The following is a 17,349-nucleotide window of genomic DNA, read 5'->3' as shown; positions in this document are numbered from 1 at the left end:
TCCTCGTCGGTTACCGAGGGCTCGGGTGCAGATAGTCCTCGCACAGCGCCCGCACCGCACTCGGCTGGGGAACCGGGGTTCCTGTCGTGCTCCCGAGGATGATCATGTCCTCGGTCGAGGAGGTCTCGACTGCGAGCTGCCATCCGCCGGATGGCACCCAGAGCAGCGCGGCCTCCCGCACAGGGAAGACGTCCCGCTGACGAGGCAACGGTATGTAGGCCTCCGACTCCGGTCCTTCCGTGCAGAACGCGAAGTGGACATGCTCGTGATCCGCCCCGACCGCGGCGGAGATCGCCTCGACGTAGCGCCGGAACCCGGGTTCGGTGCTCACGTCGAAATCCGCGCTGTCATGCGCTCGTAGTCTCCGCCTGCTCATGGAACGGGTGTTCCCCTCCAGGCGGATCCCGAAACCGATCCGGATCCGGACCGCCGCGTTGCCGTCCGAAGTGTTTGAGCGGGGCCGCGGCGGGCAATCCTGGGATCGAGGGCGGACCCGGTACGAGGAGGCACGTCGACATGGACAGGGACGTCGTAATCTGGATCGTCGTGATCGTCGTGATCGCGGCGATCGTGTTGCTCGTGGCCGTGGCGGTCTGGTTCGCGAGGAATGCGCGGGCACGGCATCAGCGCGCCGAGGCGCAGGACATTCGTGAGCGGGCCACCGAACAGTCTCACGAGGTCGGTCAAGAGGAGGCGCTCGCGGACGAGACTGCCGCACGTGCACGCATGGCCGAGGCGGAAGCCGACGCGAAGAGGGCCGAAGCCGAGCGATTGCAGGAACGCGCTCGAGCCCGGGCGGCAGACGCAGCGAAGTCGCGCGAGGAACTCGACGGGCAATTCGAAAAGGCCGACGACATCGACCCCGATGCCACGCAGCGGATCGCGCCGCCGGACCGGGAGCCCCGAGCCTGAGCGTGTAGGACTCACACGCCCAGGGCGCAGGGGCCGCCCGCTGCGGTTACCGCCCGGAGATCCCGAGCGGCAACCACGGTTGGATCAGAGGTACTGGCCGCACACGGGCCATGCGCCCGGGCCCTGGCCCGCGAGCACGTTCTCGCCGACGCGGATCTGCTCCTCGCGGGAGGCATCCGCGGCATGGCCCTGGCCACCGTAGGCGGCCCAGGTGCTCGGGGTGAACTGCAGGCCGCCGGAGAATCCGTTGCCCGAATCGATGCCCCAGTTGCCGCTGCTCTCGCACTCGGCGACCGCGTCCCAATTGTGACCTGCCGCGTTGGCGGTGCCGCCGGCCAGTCCCAGCGGGATGGCGACGAGGGCGCCGGTCGCGGCGATCCAGCCGAGGGTCTTGGTGGCAGTGCGGCGTGCATGGTTGATCGACATGTGGTGGGTCCTCTCCTGCATCCGAGGCGGGCGGCGGGGTCTTGCCCCGCGGCGATGTTGGCCTCGTCACTGCCCTGATGTGTTGCGTTGGACCGGATCCCGCTGGGCAGTTCGCGAAGGTAGGCGAGCCGGTGGTGGTTCTCGTTTGTGAACCGGAAGCGACGGTAGCCGCAGTTCGGGGGCCTCGCACCCCTCGCTTGACAGGCCCGACGCACGGACGCCCGTCCAGATCCGAGGGCAGTTGGCGCCTCCCCCGCAGGTCACGACCGAGATCTAAACATCTCGAAACGTATCCATTTCGTTACCTGAATGTGACGAAGGTCACTCGCATTGTCCCGCCTGTCGGGTTGCGTCACACCCATTCGTGACACTCTCGGTCACGTATGTGAGGACCGCCGTGGACCCTGGTCGCCGCGTGCCGGAGGGGTTAGATTCGGTACATGGCCGACGTTTCCTGGGGGCCGCAGCTCGACCTCGGCGCCGCGATCACCGAATCGCAGCGACTGATGGATCACGGCGATCCCGCGCGGGCGCGGGACCTGCTGGAGGCCGAATCGGCGCTCGCGCCCCCGGGGAGTTGGAACTCTGGCAGGGCCTGTGGCAGCTGGCGGACGGCCTGGAGCGGGCGCTGCGGGGTGAATCCCTTGTGGCGGCGGCCCGGCTGCGGCGGGGGCGAGACCTGGTCGGGGCGTATGAGGACCGGCCACCGCACGCGCTCGACATCACGGGGCTCCTGGCCTGGTCCACCCATCTGATCGACGAGCTCGCGGACACGACCCGCGACCCCGACTGGGTCCCGCCGGTGCCCCGCCTGCGGATGCCCTGAGAGCGTCTGCGGTCAGTCCGGGGTCACGACGTGGTGCCGGCCCGAGCGGGTTCGGGTGTCGCCTGCGCCTTGCTGCGATTCAGTGCGAGGACGGGGATCAGCGCCAGCGCGATCAGCCCGCCGCCGAGCGAGAGGGCCGCGAAGCTGCTCGATGCAACCACCATCCCGCTGACGATGCCGCCGCCTGCGCCGGCGAGCGCGATGCACAGGTCGACCGACCCCTGGGTGCGTGCCCGCGTCGCGAGCGGGGTCGAGTCGGTGAGAATGGCGGTGCCGCTGATCAGCCCGAAGTTCCAGCCGAGCCCGAGCAGACCCAGCGCGACGGAGAGCAGCACCACGGAATCGGCTGGTGCGAGGGCCGCGAGGATGCCCGCCGCGAGCAGTGTGACACCGGCCGCGACCACGACCGGGATCCGTCCGTACCGGTCGGCGAGCAAGCCGGTCAGCGGCGACGGCAGGAACATGGCCGCGACGTGGATTGCGATGACCATCCCGGTCTGTCCGAGGCCGTGTCCGTGATCCATCATGTGGATCGGGGTCATGGTCATGATCGCGACCATGACGATCTGCGTCACCACCATCACGGTGGCACCGACGAGGATGCCCCGGCGCTGCGCCTCCCTGTCGGGCTCAGGCGGTACTTCCCCGCCCGCGACGACCGGTTCGGACTGCAGCTGTCGCGCGACGCGCAGCGGATCGGGCCGCAGGAACGCCCAGAGGAACATGCCGGCGGCGGCGAATGCGGCCGAGGACAGGATGAACGGGCCCGCAAGCACCGGGATGCCCCATCCGTCCGCGAGGTCGCCCATGACCTCCACCAGGTTCGGCCCCGCCACCGCGCCGAAGGTCGTCGCGACCATGATCGTGCTGACCGCCCGGCCCCGATGCGAGGCCTCGGCCAGGTCGGTTCCCGCGTACCGGGCCTGGAGGTTGGTCGCGGTCCCGGATCCGTAGACGAACATGGACAGGAACAGCAGTGGGAGGCTGTCCATGACCGCGGCGAGCACCACCCCGGCACCGCCTGCCGCGCCTGCGAGGTATCCGATGCTGAGCCCGGTCCGGCGGCCGAGGCGGTGCGAGACCCGCCCGACGAGGAGCGCCGCGGCCGCGGACCCGAGGGTGAACAGGGCCGAGGACAGCCCGGCGTATCGGCTCGACCCGAGCATCTCCTTGGTGAGCAGCGCGCCGACGGTGACGCCCGCTGCCAGTCCGGCGCCGCCGAGGATCTGCGAGGTCACCACCACGATCAGCGTGCGGCGCTGTGTGCTCGCCCGGAGATCGCCGACGAGGGCGGGAGAGGTGGTGTCCATCAGTGTCTTTCGGGGGTCGGGACGCGCGGGCGTACTCAGCCTATTGCGCCGCGCGTCCGACCCCGACGGTCACACCCCTGTTAGGCGGCGACCGGCACCTCGTCGTCGGTGTCGGCGTCGACTGTTCCCACCGGAGACGGCTCCTGTGCATAGTGGAAGTGCGGGCGACGGTGGCCGAGGAACGAGCCGAACCACGACATCACCGCGATGTAGCGGTTGCGGAACCCGACCAGGTAGACCATGTGCACGGCCAACCACAGCACCCAGGCGATGAACCCGGTGAGCTCGATGCTCTTCACCTTCGTCACCGCACGGAAGCGGTTGATGATCGCCATCGAGCCCTTGTCGCGGAACTTGAAGGCGGTGCCGCGCGGGGTCTTGCCGAGCACGGTCTTGGCGACGTGGCGTCCACCCTGCATCGCCACCGGGGACTGACCCGGCAGGTTGTTCAGCGAGGTCATGTCGCCGACGGCGAAGATGTCCGCGCGGCCGCCGACCGTCAGGTCCGGGTTCACCAGCAGCCGGCCCGCCCGGTCCGTGTCGCAGCCGGTGCGCTCGGCGAGCACGCTCGCGAAGTCGTTGGCCTGCACGCCCGCCGACCAGACGATGGTCTCGGCGGTGCGCCGCACCCCGGCCTCGCTGCCGTGCGCCTTGAAGGTGGCGCCGTGCTCGTCGATGTCGGTGACCAGCGTGTTCAGCACCACCTCGACGCCCGACTTCTCCAGCGAGGCCTTCGTGTACTCGCTGAGCTTGCCGCCGTACGCGGGCATCGCGACACCGGCGCCCTCGACAAGGGTGACGGTGACGTCGTCGGCGGTGATGCCGCGGATCGACTGCTCGAAGTAGCGGCCGGCGAGCTCCTTGATCTGACCGGCGAGTTCGACGCCGGTCGCGCCCGCGCCGATCACGATGAAGCTGAGCAGGTTCTTGGCGCGCTCCGGGTCGGTGGTGGTGTGCGCCTCTTCGAAGCAGCGCACGATCTGGTCGCGCAGCCGCTTCGCGTCGTTGACGGTCTTGAGCGCGTAGGTGACCTTGGCGAACTCGTCGCGGCCGAAGTACGACTGGCGCGCACCGGTGGCGGCGATGAGGAAGTTGTAGCCGAGGGTGTGCCGCTCGCCCGCGGCCTCGTAGACGAGTTCCTTCGCGTCGGCGTGCACGTCCACGACCCGGCCGAGCCGGACGTCGGCGTTCGGGTACTTCGCGAGGATCGCGCGGATCGAGGGTGCGATCTCGCCTGCCGAGAGCACGCCGGTCGCCACCTGGTAGAGCAGCGGCTGGAATAGGTGCTCGGTGGTCTCGGAAATGAGGACGAACGGCGTACCGGCCTTCGCCAGCTTCTTCGCCGCCGCGAGCGCGCCGAACCCCGAGCCCACGATGACGACCTCGGTCCGGTCCATCCCTGCGTCGACCACGACAACCTCCAGCTCGATCTGATGTATGAGTTACACCGTAGGGATGCATTCCGGTGTTTCGCCAGCTAGCTCCGGGTATCCAGAATTCTCTTATCTGGATTGCTAATGAATAGAATGTGAGCATGGACTTTCGGCAGCTGCGCTACTTCCTGGCCGTCAGCGAGGAGCTGAGCTTCAGCCGGGCCGCGAAACGGTGCTTCATCTCGCAATCTGCCGTCAGCCACCAGGTCACCCGGCTCGAGCAGGAGCTCGGCGCACCGTTGTTCGAGCGGTCGACGCGGGTGGTGCGGCTGACCCCGGCCGGGTCCCGCCTGATCCCCATCGCCCAGCAGGTACTGAGCCTGGAGACCAAGGCGTACTCCGTCGTGCGCGAACCGAGGAACCGGATCCGGATCACCGCGAACATGAGCTTCGCGGCGCAGAGCCTCGACGCGATCGCCCGGGTGCGGGAGTCGCATCCGGACGTGGACATCGAGTTCGTGATCAAGAGCTTCACCGAGCGTATCGACGCGGTCGCGTCGGGCGACGCCGACATCGCGTTGATCCGCGGGCGGGCGGATCGGCCGGGCCTGGAGACGGTGCGGCTCGGTGTCGACGACCTGGTGATCGTGACCTCGCGCCGACACCCGCTGTCCGCGTTCTCGACGGTCGAGTTGGGCGAGCTCGCCCCGTATCAGTTGCTCCTCCCGCCGCGCAGCAGCCAGGTGCTGCTGCACACCGTGGTCGAGGATGCCTTCCGTGAGATCGGGCGCCGCGTCTCGCTCGGGCCGTCGATCGCCAGCGACCACGCGGCGACCCTCGAGGTCATCACCAACCCGCGGGCGTGGACCGTGCTGTACGCGAGCACGGCGGCCGAGACACCCCGAACCGGGCTCTGCTTCATGCGCGAGGCCAACAACCGGCTCCGGATACCGGTGTGCGGGGTGGTGCGTACCGGCGGCGCGGACTCGCCCGCACTGGCCAGTGTCATGCACGCGCTCCGCCAGTCGATGGACGGCGCCTCGATGGGTCCGGCCGAGGATTAGCCGAGGCCGGCGCGCGCCTCGGCCGCCGCGAGGTCGCGCCAGCCGCTCAACACCTGGTGCACCTGCTCCGCACCGTGCAGCTCGTCGGGTGGCTCGGGCAGGTGTGCGGGATAGAGCAGGAACGGACGGGTCTGCGGACCACCGAGGCCCCCGTGCGAGCCGACCTGTTCCTCGAACGCCGCGATCTCGCCGGTGTCCGGCCAGTACCGGCCGTTGATCATGATGTCGGCGACGTTGTCGAAGCCGTCGGTCCTGCGGATCCGTTCGAGGGTGCCGGGGCCGAAGTCCGCCAACGGATCCTGGCCCGCGACGAATCCGGTGTCCACCTCCACGCTGCCGTGCGCGCCCAGCACGATCGATCCCTTGCCCTCGCGGGCCACGAGGACGAACCCCACCCCGGGATGAGTGGTGAGGGCGGGCAAGAGGGACGGATGGTGCTCGGTGATCCAGCGCATCGTCGCGCGACCGGCGGCGAGCGGGAAACTCACCAGTCCGACGTTCCCCGACGCGAGCACCACCGGCCGCTCGGGCGGCGCGGTGACCCGGTCCGGCGGCGGAGTGGCCCGCAAGCTCGCGGCCGCGTACCCGAGGCCCTCGGCGCCTCGGCCCTGCGCGCCGACGTCCGGGACGTCCTTGTCGTGGTGCAGCCACCGACCGTGCTGGGGTTGCGGCCGACCCGCCTCGCACTCGCGCAGGACAAGGGCCTCGAGGGTCTCGCCGAAGCGGCCGGTGAACGTCTCGCCCTGGCTCTGGCCGTGATCGGAGAGGACGACGATGTTGTACGGGCGGTCGGCCTGTGCCGCGACGGAGGCGATCATGCCGATCTCCGCGTCGAGCTTGCGCAGCACCGCGAGGGTCTCCGGCCGCTCGACCCCGGAATGGTGTGAGACCTCGTCGTAGCCGACGAGGTCGACGTAGATCACGTTGCGGCCTTTGATGATGTCGCCGATGACCGCGGCCACCACGACGTCGGTCTCGACGACGGTCGTGAAGGCCCGCACCAGCGGGTAGATCCCGCCGCGGCGCACCCGGGGCCGGATGTCCCGTCTGCGCTGGTGCCAAGCCTGGCGGATCTCGCGCAACACCTCGGCGACAAGTCTGATGAAGGTACGGACCGCGCTCGCCGGATCGATGAAGTAGTCCGCATATCCGGTGCCGCCGCCTCCCATCCGGGCGCCCTTCATCCTGCTGACCACCAGGACGTTGTCCTCGGCGCCGCCGGAGAACAGATTGCCGCGGCTCGCTCCCCCGTCGGCGAGCAGTCCCGGTATCGAGTCGCGTTCACGCTCGCGTTCGGCGTTGTCGCTCGGATTGCTGAACACCGCAATCCTCTTCGTGGCCTTGTCGTACCACCGGAAGGCAGGCACGTTGTGGTTGCTGCCGTGCAGGATCCCCAGCTGGCTGGCACCGGTCTGGCTGCTCCAGTCGGTGTGCCATGGCATCAGGCGGTGGGACTCGTCGTGGACCATCGCGGCCAGGGTGGGGACCACCCCCGATCGCATCGCACGCTGCAACACCTTGTATCCCAGCCCGTCGATCTGGATGCACAGCAGCCCCGGACGATCCGAGCCGCCGTCGGGTGACTTCTTGCGGCGCAATCGAAACCGCTGTCGACGCACCAGCATCATGCGGTAGGTGTCGTCGCGCCGCGAGGCTATCGCGCCGGACACGGCCGAGCTCACCAGCGACAACAGCAACGCGAGAATGATGATGTCGGTCGCGCTCTCCGCCGTTGCGAGCGGCAGGATGCGCACGGACAGCAGCATGATCAGGCCGCTGCCGACGAAGGCGAACAGGAACAGCAGCGCCGGTCCGACCCACAGCATGGCCCTCAGCAGCAGCGGCCAGAGCACCGTGCTGAGCAGGCCGAACACCAGGGCCAATGCGAGCGCGCTCGGAGCCGATCCGAGCGGACCGGGGGCACCGGTACTGGCCAGCTCGACGCCGGGTAGCACCGCGTCGATCACCATCAGCGCAGCGGCCGATATCAGCCACAGCACGAGGAACTCGGTGACGGTACGGGCCGCCGATCCCAGAGTGCGCATGCACACCTCCATCCACCTGGATCGTAGGTGGCCAACGGCCCGGAATGCAGTGTGGCGCGGTGCTAGGTTCGAGGTGGAACTCTCCCCACGACGGCGGTGGCAACCATGGCGATCGACCATTTCGACGTCCTGATAGTCGGTGCCGGCCTGTCCGGGATCGGGGCCGGGTATCACCTGCAGGCGAGATGCCCGGACAAGACGTACGCGATCCTCGAGGCGCGCGGCGCGATCGGCGGGACCTGGGACCTGTTCCGGTATCCCGGTGTTCGCTCGGACTCCGACATGTACACCCTCGGGTACTCGTTCCGGCCGTGGACGGACGCGAAGTCCATCGCCGACGGCCCGTCGATCCTAAGCTATGTCCGCGCCACCGCGCGGGAGCAGGGCATCGACAGGAAGATCCGGTTCGACCATCGGGTGACCCGCGCGGAATGGTCCAGCGAGGACGCGAGGTGGACGGTCGAGGCGCAGCGCGGCCCCACCGCCGAGATCGTGCGCTTCACGTGCAACTTCTTGTTCATGTGCAGCGGCTACTACGACTACCGGGAGGGCTACACCCCCGAGTTCGCGGGGGTCGACCGGTTCGCGGGCCGGGTCGTGCACCCGCAGCACTGGCCCGACGACATCGACTGGGCGGGTAAACGCGTGGTCGTGATCGGCAGTGGCGCGACCGCGGTGACGCTGGTCCCGGCGATCGCGGAGTCCGCCGCCCACGTCACGATGCTGCAGCGTTCGCCCAGCTATGTCCTGTCCGTTCCGGACGAGGACGTGATGGCGAACCGGTTGCGCGCGGTCCTGCCGTCGAAGCTCGCCTACGGCATCGTCCGCTGGAAGAACGTGCTGCGCTTCATGCTCTTCTTCACGATGAGCCGACGGGCGCCCGGGGTCGTCAAGCGGCTGCTCCGCAGGCAGGTCCAGGCGCAACTGCCCGCCGGGTTCGACGTGGACGCCCACTTCACGCCTCGCTACGACCCGTGGGATCAGCGCATGTGCTTCGTGCCGCACGGCGATCTGTTCAGGGCGATCCGGCACGGCCGGGCGGACATCGTCACCGATCGGATCGAGACGTTCACCGAGCGGGGAATCAGCCTCGCGTCGGGGACGGAGCTCGCGGCCGACATCATCGTGACGGCCACCGGGCTGAAGCTGATCGTCGGCGGCGGCGTCGAACTGAGCGTGGACGGCGCCCCCGTCGATGCCGCAAAGGCACTGAGCTACAAGGGGATGATGCTGAGCGACGTTCCCAATTTCGCCAGCTGCATCGGCTACACCAATGCGTCGTGGACCCTCAAGTGCGACCTGACATGCGAATACGTGTGCCGGCTACTCAATCACATGGCTGCCAACGGTTACCGGCAGTGCACGCCCCGCAACGTCGATCCGTCCATCACCACGATGCCGATCATCGACTTCTCGTCCGGGTACGTGCAGCGCTCGATCCACGAGTTCCCGAAACAGGGATCGAAGAAGCCGTGGCGGCTCTACCAGAACTATGCCCTCGACATCGCGATGCTGAAGTTCGGATCCGTCGACGACGCGATGGAATTCGTCCGGACCGACGCGGCGGGGGCCCGTCGCGCGGACGTCGTGGGCTGATCACTCGCCGGGCGGCGGGTCGGCTCGTCTGGGATCGTGGGTGCCATGTCTGATCGAACACCGCGGGCCCGATGGCACGGGCACGCCACCGTCTCGATCACGGACCGCGGGACCACCATCCTCACCGATCCGATCCTCACCGACCGGGTCGCACACCTGCGGCGCAGGCGCGGGCCCAACCCTCTCGACACTCCGCTGCGCCCGGACGCGGTGGTGCTGTCCCACCTGCACGCGGACCACACGCATCTGCCCTCGCTGAGGCTGATCGGCGGCGACGTCCCGATCCTCGTTCCCACCGGTGCGGTCGGCCAGGTTTCGGGGCTCCGGGCGTTCGGCGATCGGTTGATCGAGGTGAGTCCCGGCGACGAGGTTCGGATCGGCGGGGTGCTGGTTCGCGCCGTCCCTGCCGAACACGACGGTCGACGCTGGCCCCGCGGGCCGCACCGGGTGCGGGCGCTCGGTTACGTGATCGAGGGCGAAGGGCGTACGTATTTCGCCGGGGACACCGCGCTGTACGGGTCGATGTCGGACTGGATCCCCGAGTGCGATGTGGCGCTCATCCCGGTCGGCGGGTGGGGGCCGAGTCTCGGACCTGGGCACCTCGACCCGGCGGCGGCCGTCCGCGCGGCGGCCGCTGTCGGCGCCCGCACCGCGATCCCTGTGCACTTCGGCACGCTCTGGCCGATGGGGTTCGATTCCGTGCGCCCCGATCGCTTCTACGGGCCCGGCGCCGAGTTCGTCCGCCGGATGTCGGAGGCGGGTCTCACCGCCACCGAACTGCGTCCTGGCGAGTCGAGCTGAGGCGACGGCAAAAGCAACCCAAGAGAGATCGCATCGGCCGCGGCGCAGACCGGAACTGGGTAACGTCGGGGTCGAGGATTCGATGAAAAGGGTGGCTAGGGCGCATTCCCCCGTGAGAAGATTGGAAGATTCTCTACCCGGAGTTCTGCTCGAGGCTGACGGACCTCGGCTGGTGTGTATCGACCGGTGTCGGTGCAGGTCAGCCCAGATTGCTAAGGCGGCGGCGGATGGACACGTCGAATGGTTCCCACGGGGCCGGAAACGGATTCTCGGCGGCGCAGCGCGAGCTCGAGGTGTTGCGAACCGAGCTCGACGACGTGGACCGGCACCTGCTCGAGGACGTCCGCGCACGCATCGAGGTGTGTACCCGGATCGCCCGACTCAAGAGGCGGAACTCCATACCGATGATGCAGCCGCAGCGCATCGGAGTGGTCCAGGACCGCGCGCAGACCTATGCGGTCGAGCACGAGTTGTCCCCGGACTTCTTTCGTTCGCTCTACGAGCTGCTGATCCGTGAGACCTGCCGGGTCGAGGACCTGATCATCGACGCGGACGGATCGGAGCCCGAGGGTGCGAGCGGGCCGTCTGGACGTGGGGGCTGACGCCCATGACGCCGACGCGAACGCTCCTCATCGACAACTACGACTCCTTCACCTACAACCTCTACAGTCTGCTGGCTGAGGTGAACGGCGTACCGCCGACCGTGGTGTCGAACGACGTCGACTGGGCGTCGGTGGATCTGGCCGACCACGACAACATCGTCATCTCGCCGGGGCCGGGAAGGCCGGACCGGGATCGGGATTTCGGCATCAGCGCCGCCGCGATCACCGAGGGCGATCTGCCCGTTCTCGGCGTGTGCCTTGGGCACCAGGGGCTGTGCCACCTGTTCGGCAGCCCGGTCCTGCCAGCGCCGATCCCCATGCACGGGCGCGTCTCCGAGGTCCATCACACGGGGGAAGGACTGTTCGCGGGAATCCCCTCGCCCTTCCGTGCGGTCCGGTACCACTCCCTGATCGTCCAGGATCTCGACGATCAGCTCGAGGCGCTGGCCCACACGCGCGACGGCCTCTTGATGGCGGTGCGCCACAAGGAGCGGCCGCTCTGGGGCGTCCAGTTCCACCCGGAGTCCATCTGCACCGACCACGGCCGCGCGCTGCTGACCAATTTCCGGGACCTGACCCCGCGGGCGCACACCCGCCGTGCGACGGCGCGCCCGATGCCGCTGCCGCTTGCCGAACCCCGCTACCGCGTCGACAGCGTGCGCATCGACCGGCCCCTCGATCCCAAAGAGGTATACGAGGCGCTGTTCGCCCGCGGCCCGAACAGCTTCTGGCTGGACGGCAGCGCGGCACTTGAGCCGGACTCGCGGTTCTCCGTCATGGGCGACTGCTCCGGTCCCCTGGCCGAGTACGTCACCTACAGCGTCACCGAGACCGCGGTGCGGGTGCACCGGCAGGGGAAACTCGAACGCGAGGTCCACACCACCTTCTTCGACTACATGGACAAGCAGCTGCGCGCTCGCGCGGTGGCCCCCCGCCCCGACCTCCCGTTCGGTTTCTGCCTCGGCTACGTCGGGTACCTCGGCTACGAGCTCAAGGCAGACACATGTGGGCAGCTCGTCCACACCTCGCCGAACCCGGACGCAGCCGTCGTCTTCGCGGACAGGGCCCTTGTGCTCGACCACGAGGCCAACTGCTGCTATCTACTCTCGCTCGACGACGGTTCCGGCGACCAGGAGGGCGCCCGCTGGTTGACCGAGACGGCCGCACTGCTGTCGGAGTTCGACGTGGTCCCCCACGAGTCACCGACCCCACCCCCGCTGGTTCATCTCGATGCCGACCCCGAGCCACGGTTCCGGCACAGCCGGGATGCCTATCTCGCGCTGATCGAGCAGTGCCTCAGCGAGATCCGGTCGGGAGAGTCGTACGAGGTGTGCCTGACCAACACCGGAACCGTCGACGGGCCGATCGACCCGCTGGACCGCTACGCGTGCCTGCGCGAGATCAGCCCGACCCCGTACAACGCACTCCTGCAGTTCTCGGGGATCTCGGTCCTGAGTGCCTCGCCCGAACGCTTTCTCCGGATCGGCGCGGACCGGGTGATCGAGTCCAAGCCGATCAAGGGCACCCGGCGGCGGTCGTTCTCGCCGGACACCGACGAGGCCCTGCGCCGCGACCTGGGTGAGGCCGAGAAGGACCGCGCAGAGAACCTGATGATCGTCGACCTGGTCCGCAATGACCTGTCCCGTGTCTGCGTGCCGGGCTCGGTGCACGTCCCGAAGCTGTTCGACGTCGAGACCTACGCGCCCGTGCACCAACTGGTCTCGACCATCCGCGGCACCCTGCGGCCGGGTGTCTCGGTGGTGGACTGCATCCGGGCCACCTTCCCCGGCGGATCGATGACCGGGGCGCCGAAGGTGCGCACCCTCGAGATCCTCGACAAGCTCGAGGACGGCCCGCGCGGGGTCTACTCGGGGGCGATCGGGTACTTCTCGCTCACCGGCACCGCCGACTTCTCCATCGTGATCCGGACGCTGGTCGCCACCGCCGACGAGGTGACGTTCGGTGCGGGCGGCGCGATCATGGCGATGTCCGACCCGGACGAGGAGTACGAGGAGACGATGGTCAAGGCCGTCACCATGAAACGTTGCCTGTCCATGAACACCGACCATCAGGACCAGGCCGGACCGTGACCGGCACGGGATCTGCGCGAGCGTCGTCGCAGTTCCGCACCGCCGCCGTCGTCGGCGGTGCGGGATCGGTCGGCGCGATGCTGGTTGCGTTGCTGCGCGGCGACGGGGTCCGGGTACTGGTGGTCGATCCCCGCTGCGCGGCGCGCACGGACACCATCACCGACGCGGATGCCATGGCCGCGGACCTGACGGCCCCGACCGGGGAGCTCGTCGCGTCCCTGCGCTCCGCCGACCTGGTGGTGCTGGCTGTGCCGGAGTCGGTCGCACTGGCCGCTGCCCCGGCTCTCCCCGGGCTCCTCTCCCCCGGCACCCTGCTCGTCGACACGCTGTCGGTCAAGACACGGTTCGCGCGTGCGCTCACGGACTCCGCGCCGGGCATTCCTGCCGTCGGGGTCAACCCGATGTTCGCCCCCGACCTGGGCATGGCCGGCCGGCCGGTGGCCGCGGTCACCTATCGCGGAGGCCACCAGGTCGACCGGTTCCTCGGGTCCCTGTCCGGATGGGGGCCGAGATCGTCCGGCTCGCACCTGATCAGCACGACCGGATCGTGGCGGCGACGCAGGCGCTCACGCATGCCGCGGTGCTTGCCTTCGGCCTCGCGCTGACCGAACTCGATGTGACGGGTGAGGAGCTGTCCGCCACCGCGACCCCGCCGCACACGGTGGCGCTGGCGTTGCTGGCCCGGATCGGGCTCGGGAACCCGGCGGTGTACCGCGATGTCCAGGCCGGGAATCCGTTGGCGGGCAGGGCACGTGACGCGCTGGCTGCGGCGGTGACCCGGTTGTCGTCGGTGGTCGAGCACGGCACCGAGGCCGATTTCGACGCACTCGTGGCCGCGTCGTGTCGGCCCCTCGGCGACCGCGCCCGCCGGTACGGGGATCTGTGTGCGGAGATCTTCCATGACCTGGCAGCCGAGGATGTCTCGGTGCGATCGGAGGTGATCGAGACGTGACCGGTCCGTTCGAGCTGCACGGCGGGACGTTCGAGGGCCTGCTGTCGCCGCCCTCCCTGCCCGGGTGCGATGAGTCGGATCCGGTCGAGAGCGCGGTGATCCGCGGCCTGGTCAGGAGCTGGCCGCGCCGAGCCACGGTGCGGAGGGTCGAACCCGAGCTGGACGACTTCTTCGACCCGGCCAAGGCCGACTTCCCCGAGACACTGCTCCCGTTCCTCGAGCACGAGCTCTACCGCTGCCTGGACGAGTCGAAGAAGGACCGGCTGCGCGCGTGGGGGTGGATCGCCTACAACAAGAACGTGATGGACATCGAGCAGTTCGTGGTGAACCCGGGATTCCAGTTGCTCTCCCGCGACGCGTTCGGCACCGGGCTCGGCGACGGCCACCGCGCGGCGGCGCTGCAGTCGATGGTCGACGAGGAGTACCACACCCTGATGCATCTCAACGCCAGCGCCGCGACGCGCCGCCACCGCGGGTGGCCGTTGCGCGATGACGCGCTGCCCGCGGCCCAGACGGTCCGCCGCCACCACGCGGCCGTGGCCATGCACACCGATCCGCGGGCCGCGGCGCTGACGACCCTCGCCTACACCACGGTCGCCGAAACATCGATCAGCGCCTACCTGGGCCTGATGACCGAGGACGAGGCGGTGCAGCCGTTGAACCGGGCGACCGTGGCGCTGCACCGTCGCGACGAGCAGTGTCACTCCTCCATCACCGGCGACCTGGTGACGCTGGTGTACGACACGCTCGACGCGGATGACCGGCACACCCTGCTCGAGGGTCTGCGCGAGGGGGTGGACGCGTTCACCGCGAGCGACCTCACCACCTGGCGGGCCATCCTCGACCAGGAACAGGTCACCGGCGCGGGGACGATCATCGCGGACGTCACGGCGGACAGCGACAGGAAGCCGATGGTGCAGGACTGCAGCGCGATTCGGCGGCTGTGTGAGCACTTGGGCGTCGCGGAGGACGTTCGCGACGAATGGTGAATACCTACGGGTCGATCAGAGGTGCGGAGCCTGATGGTTCTCGGCGACCCAGGCCGCAATCTGCGTTCGCGAGGTGAACCCCAGCTTGGACAGGGTGCGTTCGACGTGGCCCTGGGCGGTACGGGGTGAGATCACCAACCGGGCGGCGATCTCCCTGTTCGTCAGCCCTGCCGCGACCAGATTCGCGACCTCGGTTTCGCGCCGGGTCAATACGGAAGCCGCTGGCTTCGTCGGGGCTTGGGCGGCCTGGTCCCCGAGCGCATACGCGACCGATTCGTCAAGACCCATGGCGGCACCGACTTGAAAAGCCTTCTCGTAGGCCCGTTTCCCGAGTGCGTCCCGGGCGAGTTGCTCGCACTCGTCGTGCTTGCTGATCAGGTGCGGGAGAGTTGCCGAGGCGCCGCCCACCGTTCGCGACAGCGTCTTGGCGGCACCCATCAGAACGGCGGCACTCGTCGGCCTCCGCTCTCGTATCGCGATCCAGGCCAACGACTCGATACTCCAGCCTGTCACGAACGGGTCGTTGACCAGCCGGGTCAGACGCAACGCCCGCTCCAACAATGCGGATGCACGATCGGTGTCTCCCGACCGCAGCGCCGTCAATCCGACGGCCCACAACGAGTACCCGCGGTAGTAGGACTCGCCCCGAGGTGTGGTGATGTCGAGCACCTGTTCGTAACAGGCGACCGCCGTCTTCCCGTCGCCGAGCAGTCCACTCGCGGCCGCGAGCCCGAGGAGGCCACTTATCAGCCGCGCCGCTTTCATGCCGGTCTCGTTTTCTGGCAGCACACCGGTGCTCGTGACCGCGGACTGGAGCGACACGACAGCTCCGGTCAGGTTTCCTCCGAACAATGAGAGAAATCCGGTCACATAGTCGACGACTTCGACTGACTCCGCATCTCCCCGCTGCTCCGCGAGCGTCTGACATTGCGCCACGCGGGCCGCCGCCTCGTCGAGCTGGCCCTGCATCCCCGCCAGCACACTGTCGTCATAGAGCATGACCGGCCGTTCCGCCGCCTGCTCGGTATCGGAGCGTGCCAGGGAGCGGTCCAACCAATGCCTGGCTTCCGCCCACAGGCCTTGGCACGTCCAGAACAGGTACAAGGCGCTGACCATCCGTGCGCTGACACCGGGATCGGTATCGGCGACCGAATCGGTCAGGCTGAGTGTCAGCGCGTCCCGCAGGTTCGGCTGCTCCCGTTTGAGTCGGATGATCCAGTCCACCTGGTGGTCACTGATCCACTCGGACTCCGCCCTCAGCACCAACCGCTCATACCAGGCGAGATGCCGTCGCTGGGCCGTCGGATAGTTGCCGGATTCCCGCAGCTTGTCACTTCCGTACTCGCGGATGGTCTCGGGCATGGTGAAGCGCACGACTCCCTCGAGCTGCTCACGGATCAGGACCGACTTGTCCACGAGGGAGGTCACCCCGTCGAGTAGATCGCCCGCGACCAATTCCTCGGGGCAGATTTCCTCGGCCGCATCCAACTCGAAACTGCCTGCAAACACCGACAGCCAGGCCCACAGCCTCTGCTCCCGCGCCCCGCACAGCTCGTAACTCCAGTCCACGCACGCCCGCAGCGTCTGTTGCCGTGTCGGTGCGCCCCGGAACCCGACGGTCAGCAGTTGGTAGCGATCGGCCAGACGCTGCACGATCTGCTCGGCAGACATCGCACGCATCCGCGCCGCCGCCAACTCGATCGCCAACGGAAGTCCGTCCAGCCTGCCGCAGATTGCCGCCACCGCTCCGTAATTGGCTTCGGTGAGCGCGAAGTCCGGCACTGCGGCGCCGGCTCGCGCGACGAACAGTACAACCGCCTCGTACCGGGGTAGCGCCTCGAGCGGCGGGAGGTGGTCGGCGTCCGGAACCGTCAACGGCGGTACCCGCAACTCCTGCTCCCCGTCCACCCCGAGGACCTCACGGCTCGTGGCCACGAGCCGCAGCTCCGGACACCCCCGCAGCAATGTCTCCGCCAACGCCGCGACAGTACTCAGCAGGTGCTCGCAATTGTCCAGCACCACCAACGTCTGCCTGGTGGCGAGATGATCGACCAGCAGTCCAGACAAAGACCGTCCCCGCTGATCCGGTAGCCCGAGCGCGGCGGCGACGGTCTCCGCCAACAACTCGGAATCATGCAGCTCGCCGAGTTCGACCAACCAGGCCCCGTCCGCGAATGACCGCCGCAGATCTTCGGCAACCCGCACAGCCAGCCTGGTCTTGCCGACCCCACCGACCCCGGTCAATGTCACCAACCGTGAAGTGGACAGCAGCCGCCTCGCCCCGGCTATCTCCCGGCGCCTGCCGATGAAACTGGTCAACTCCACCGGTAGGTTGCCGACGTTGTCCCTCACGGAAGGCATCC

Annotated in this window: 14 protein-coding genes and 1 pseudogene; 9 read left to right on the top strand and 6 right to left on the bottom strand. The window is 68.6% G+C overall.

Going from position 1 to position 17,349, the window contains the following annotated elements:
- Nucleotides 1-10: 10 nt before the first annotated feature.
- Complete coding sequence (locus tag BTZ20_RS13325; RefSeq protein ID WP_077041701.1) at nucleotides 11-331, bottom strand: DUF6292 family protein; 321 nt, start codon at nucleotides 329-331, stop codon at nucleotides 11-13.
- Nucleotides 332-516: 185 nt separating this feature from the next.
- On the opposite strand from BTZ20_RS13325, the gene BTZ20_RS13320 reads away from it, so the two are divergent.
- A complete protein-coding gene (locus BTZ20_RS13320; protein ID WP_077041700.1) occupies nucleotides 517-912 on the top strand; it encodes a hypothetical protein in 396 nt (131 codons plus the stop codon).
- Between the two features lie 84 nt (nucleotides 913-996).
- Here BTZ20_RS13320 and BTZ20_RS29445 read toward each other — a convergent pair whose 3' ends face one another.
- Nucleotides 997-1,338, bottom strand: coding sequence for a transglycosylase family protein (locus BTZ20_RS29445; RefSeq protein ID WP_077043688.1), 342 nt, complete (start codon nucleotides 1,336-1,338; stop codon nucleotides 997-999).
- Between the two features lie 577 nt (nucleotides 1,339-1,915).
- Between BTZ20_RS29445 and BTZ20_RS13310 the strand changes: the two genes are divergently transcribed.
- Nucleotides 1,916-2,164, top strand: a complete 249-nt coding sequence (locus tag BTZ20_RS13310) for a hypothetical protein (protein WP_077041699.1) — start codon at nucleotides 1,916-1,918, stop codon at nucleotides 2,162-2,164.
- A 23-nt stretch (nucleotides 2,165-2,187) separates the two neighbouring features.
- Here the strand turns inward: BTZ20_RS13310 and BTZ20_RS13305 are convergent, their stop codons facing one another.
- Nucleotides 2,188-3,513 (bottom strand): MFS transporter, encoded by a 1,326-nt coding sequence (locus BTZ20_RS13305; RefSeq protein WP_223263792.1) that lies wholly within the window; start codon nucleotides 3,511-3,513, stop codon nucleotides 2,188-2,190.
- A gap of 41 nt (nucleotides 3,514-3,554) precedes the next feature.
- The gene (locus BTZ20_RS13300; RefSeq protein ID WP_077043687.1) at nucleotides 3,555-4,871 is read right to left on the bottom strand and encodes an NAD(P)/FAD-dependent oxidoreductase; all 1,317 of its coding nucleotides are present in this window, start codon (nucleotides 4,869-4,871) and stop codon (nucleotides 3,555-3,557) included.
- Nucleotides 4,872-5,008: 137 nt separating this feature from the next.
- On the opposite strand from BTZ20_RS13300, the gene BTZ20_RS13295 reads away from it, so the two are divergent.
- Nucleotides 5,009-5,911 carry a LysR family transcriptional regulator gene (locus BTZ20_RS13295; protein ID WP_077041697.1) on the top strand — a complete coding sequence of 301 codons (903 nt, stop codon included), beginning with the start codon at nucleotides 5,009-5,011 and terminating at the stop codon, nucleotides 5,909-5,911.
- On the opposite strand, the gene BTZ20_RS13290 is transcribed toward BTZ20_RS13295, so the two are convergent.
- A complete protein-coding gene (locus BTZ20_RS13290; RefSeq protein ID WP_077043686.1) occupies nucleotides 5,908-7,956 on the bottom strand; it encodes a phage holin family protein in 2,049 nt (682 codons plus the stop codon). The two genes, BTZ20_RS13295 and BTZ20_RS13290, sit on opposite strands and share 4 nt — an antisense overlap.
- A 105-nt stretch (nucleotides 7,957-8,061) precedes the next feature.
- Between BTZ20_RS13290 and BTZ20_RS13285 the strand changes: the two genes are divergently transcribed.
- The 6 genes and pseudogenes from BTZ20_RS13285 to BTZ20_RS13260 all read left to right on the top strand — a co-directional run bounded on the left by BTZ20_RS13285 (nucleotide 8,062) and on the right by BTZ20_RS13260 (nucleotide 14,986).
- The gene (locus BTZ20_RS13285; protein WP_077041696.1) at nucleotides 8,062-9,552 is read left to right on the top strand and encodes a flavin-containing monooxygenase; all 1,491 of its coding nucleotides are present in this window, start codon (nucleotides 8,062-8,064) and stop codon (nucleotides 9,550-9,552) included.
- Nucleotides 9,553-9,597: 45 nt separating this feature from the next.
- Nucleotides 9,598-10,353 carry an MBL fold metallo-hydrolase gene (locus tag BTZ20_RS13280; protein ID WP_077041695.1) on the top strand — a complete coding sequence of 252 codons (756 nt, stop codon included), beginning with the start codon at nucleotides 9,598-9,600 and terminating at the stop codon, nucleotides 10,351-10,353.
- Nucleotides 10,354-10,580: 227 nt separating this feature from the next.
- Nucleotides 10,581-10,955 (top strand): chorismate mutase family protein, encoded by a 375-nt coding sequence (locus BTZ20_RS13275; RefSeq protein ID WP_077041694.1) that lies wholly within the window; start codon nucleotides 10,581-10,583, stop codon nucleotides 10,953-10,955.
- A 5-nt stretch (nucleotides 10,956-10,960) separates the two neighbouring features.
- Nucleotides 10,961-13,045 carry an aminodeoxychorismate synthase component I gene (pabB, locus tag BTZ20_RS13270; RefSeq protein WP_077041693.1) on the top strand — a complete coding sequence of 695 codons (2,085 nt, stop codon included), beginning with the start codon at nucleotides 10,961-10,963 and terminating at the stop codon, nucleotides 13,043-13,045.
- 77 nt (nucleotides 13,046-13,122) lie between these two features.
- A pseudogene (locus BTZ20_RS13265) lies at nucleotides 13,123-13,997 on the top strand (prephenate dehydrogenase/arogenate dehydrogenase family protein).
- The gene (locus BTZ20_RS13260) at nucleotides 13,994-14,986 is read left to right on the top strand and encodes an AurF N-oxygenase family protein (RefSeq protein WP_223263329.1); all 993 of its coding nucleotides are present in this window, start codon (nucleotides 13,994-13,996) and stop codon (nucleotides 14,984-14,986) included. The pseudogene BTZ20_RS13265 and the gene BTZ20_RS13260 overlap by 4 nt, the downstream one beginning before the upstream one ends.
- Before the next feature lie 15 nt (nucleotides 14,987-15,001).
- On the opposite strand, the gene BTZ20_RS13255 is transcribed toward BTZ20_RS13260, so the two are convergent.
- Nucleotides 15,002-17,347: an ATP-binding protein gene (locus BTZ20_RS13255; protein WP_077041692.1), complete on the bottom strand. Its 2,346-nt coding sequence runs from the start codon at nucleotides 17,345-17,347 to the stop codon at nucleotides 15,002-15,004.
- Nucleotides 17,348-17,349 lie beyond the last annotated feature (2 nt).

The organism is Rhodococcus sp. MTM3W5.2 (assembly GCF_001984015.1).
In the GTDB taxonomy this organism is placed as follows: Bacteria; Actinomycetota; Actinomycetes; order Mycobacteriales; family Mycobacteriaceae; genus Rhodococcus_G; species Rhodococcus_G oryzae.
The sequence above is the reverse complement of the archived record's forward strand: the minus strand, read 5'-3'. Positions and strand labels throughout refer to the sequence as shown.

Excerpts from the sequence above, each read along its gene's own strand:
- BTZ20_RS13320 (WP_077041700.1), top strand. The coding sequence starts at position 517 with ATGGACAGGGACGTCGTAATCTGGATCGTCGTGATCGTCGTGATCGCG.
- BTZ20_RS29445 (WP_077043688.1), bottom strand. The coding sequence starts at position 1,338 with ATGTCGATCAACCATGCACGCCGCACTGCCACCAAGACCCTCGGCTGG.
- BTZ20_RS13300 (WP_077043687.1), bottom strand. The coding sequence starts at position 4,871 with ATGGACCGGACCGAGGTCGTCATCGTGGGCTCGGGGTTCGGCGCGCTC.
- BTZ20_RS13295 (WP_077041697.1), top strand. The coding sequence starts at position 5,009 with ATGGACTTTCGGCAGCTGCGCTACTTCCTGGCCGTCAGCGAGGAGCTG.
- BTZ20_RS13290 (WP_077043686.1), bottom strand. The coding sequence starts at position 7,956 with ATGCGCACTCTGGGATCGGCGGCCCGTACCGTCACCGAGTTCCTCGTG.
- BTZ20_RS13285 (WP_077041696.1), top strand. The coding sequence starts at position 8,062 with ATGGCGATCGACCATTTCGACGTCCTGATAGTCGGTGCCGGCCTGTCC.
- BTZ20_RS13280 (WP_077041695.1), top strand. The coding sequence starts at position 9,598 with ATGTCTGATCGAACACCGCGGGCCCGATGGCACGGGCACGCCACCGTC.
- BTZ20_RS13275 (WP_077041694.1), top strand. The coding sequence starts at position 10,581 with ATGGACACGTCGAATGGTTCCCACGGGGCCGGAAACGGATTCTCGGCG.
- pabB (WP_077041693.1), top strand. The coding sequence starts at position 10,961 with ATGACGCCGACGCGAACGCTCCTCATCGACAACTACGACTCCTTCACC.
- BTZ20_RS13255 (WP_077041692.1), bottom strand. The coding sequence starts at position 17,347 with ATGCCTTCCGTGAGGGACAACGTCGGCAACCTACCGGTGGAGTTGACC.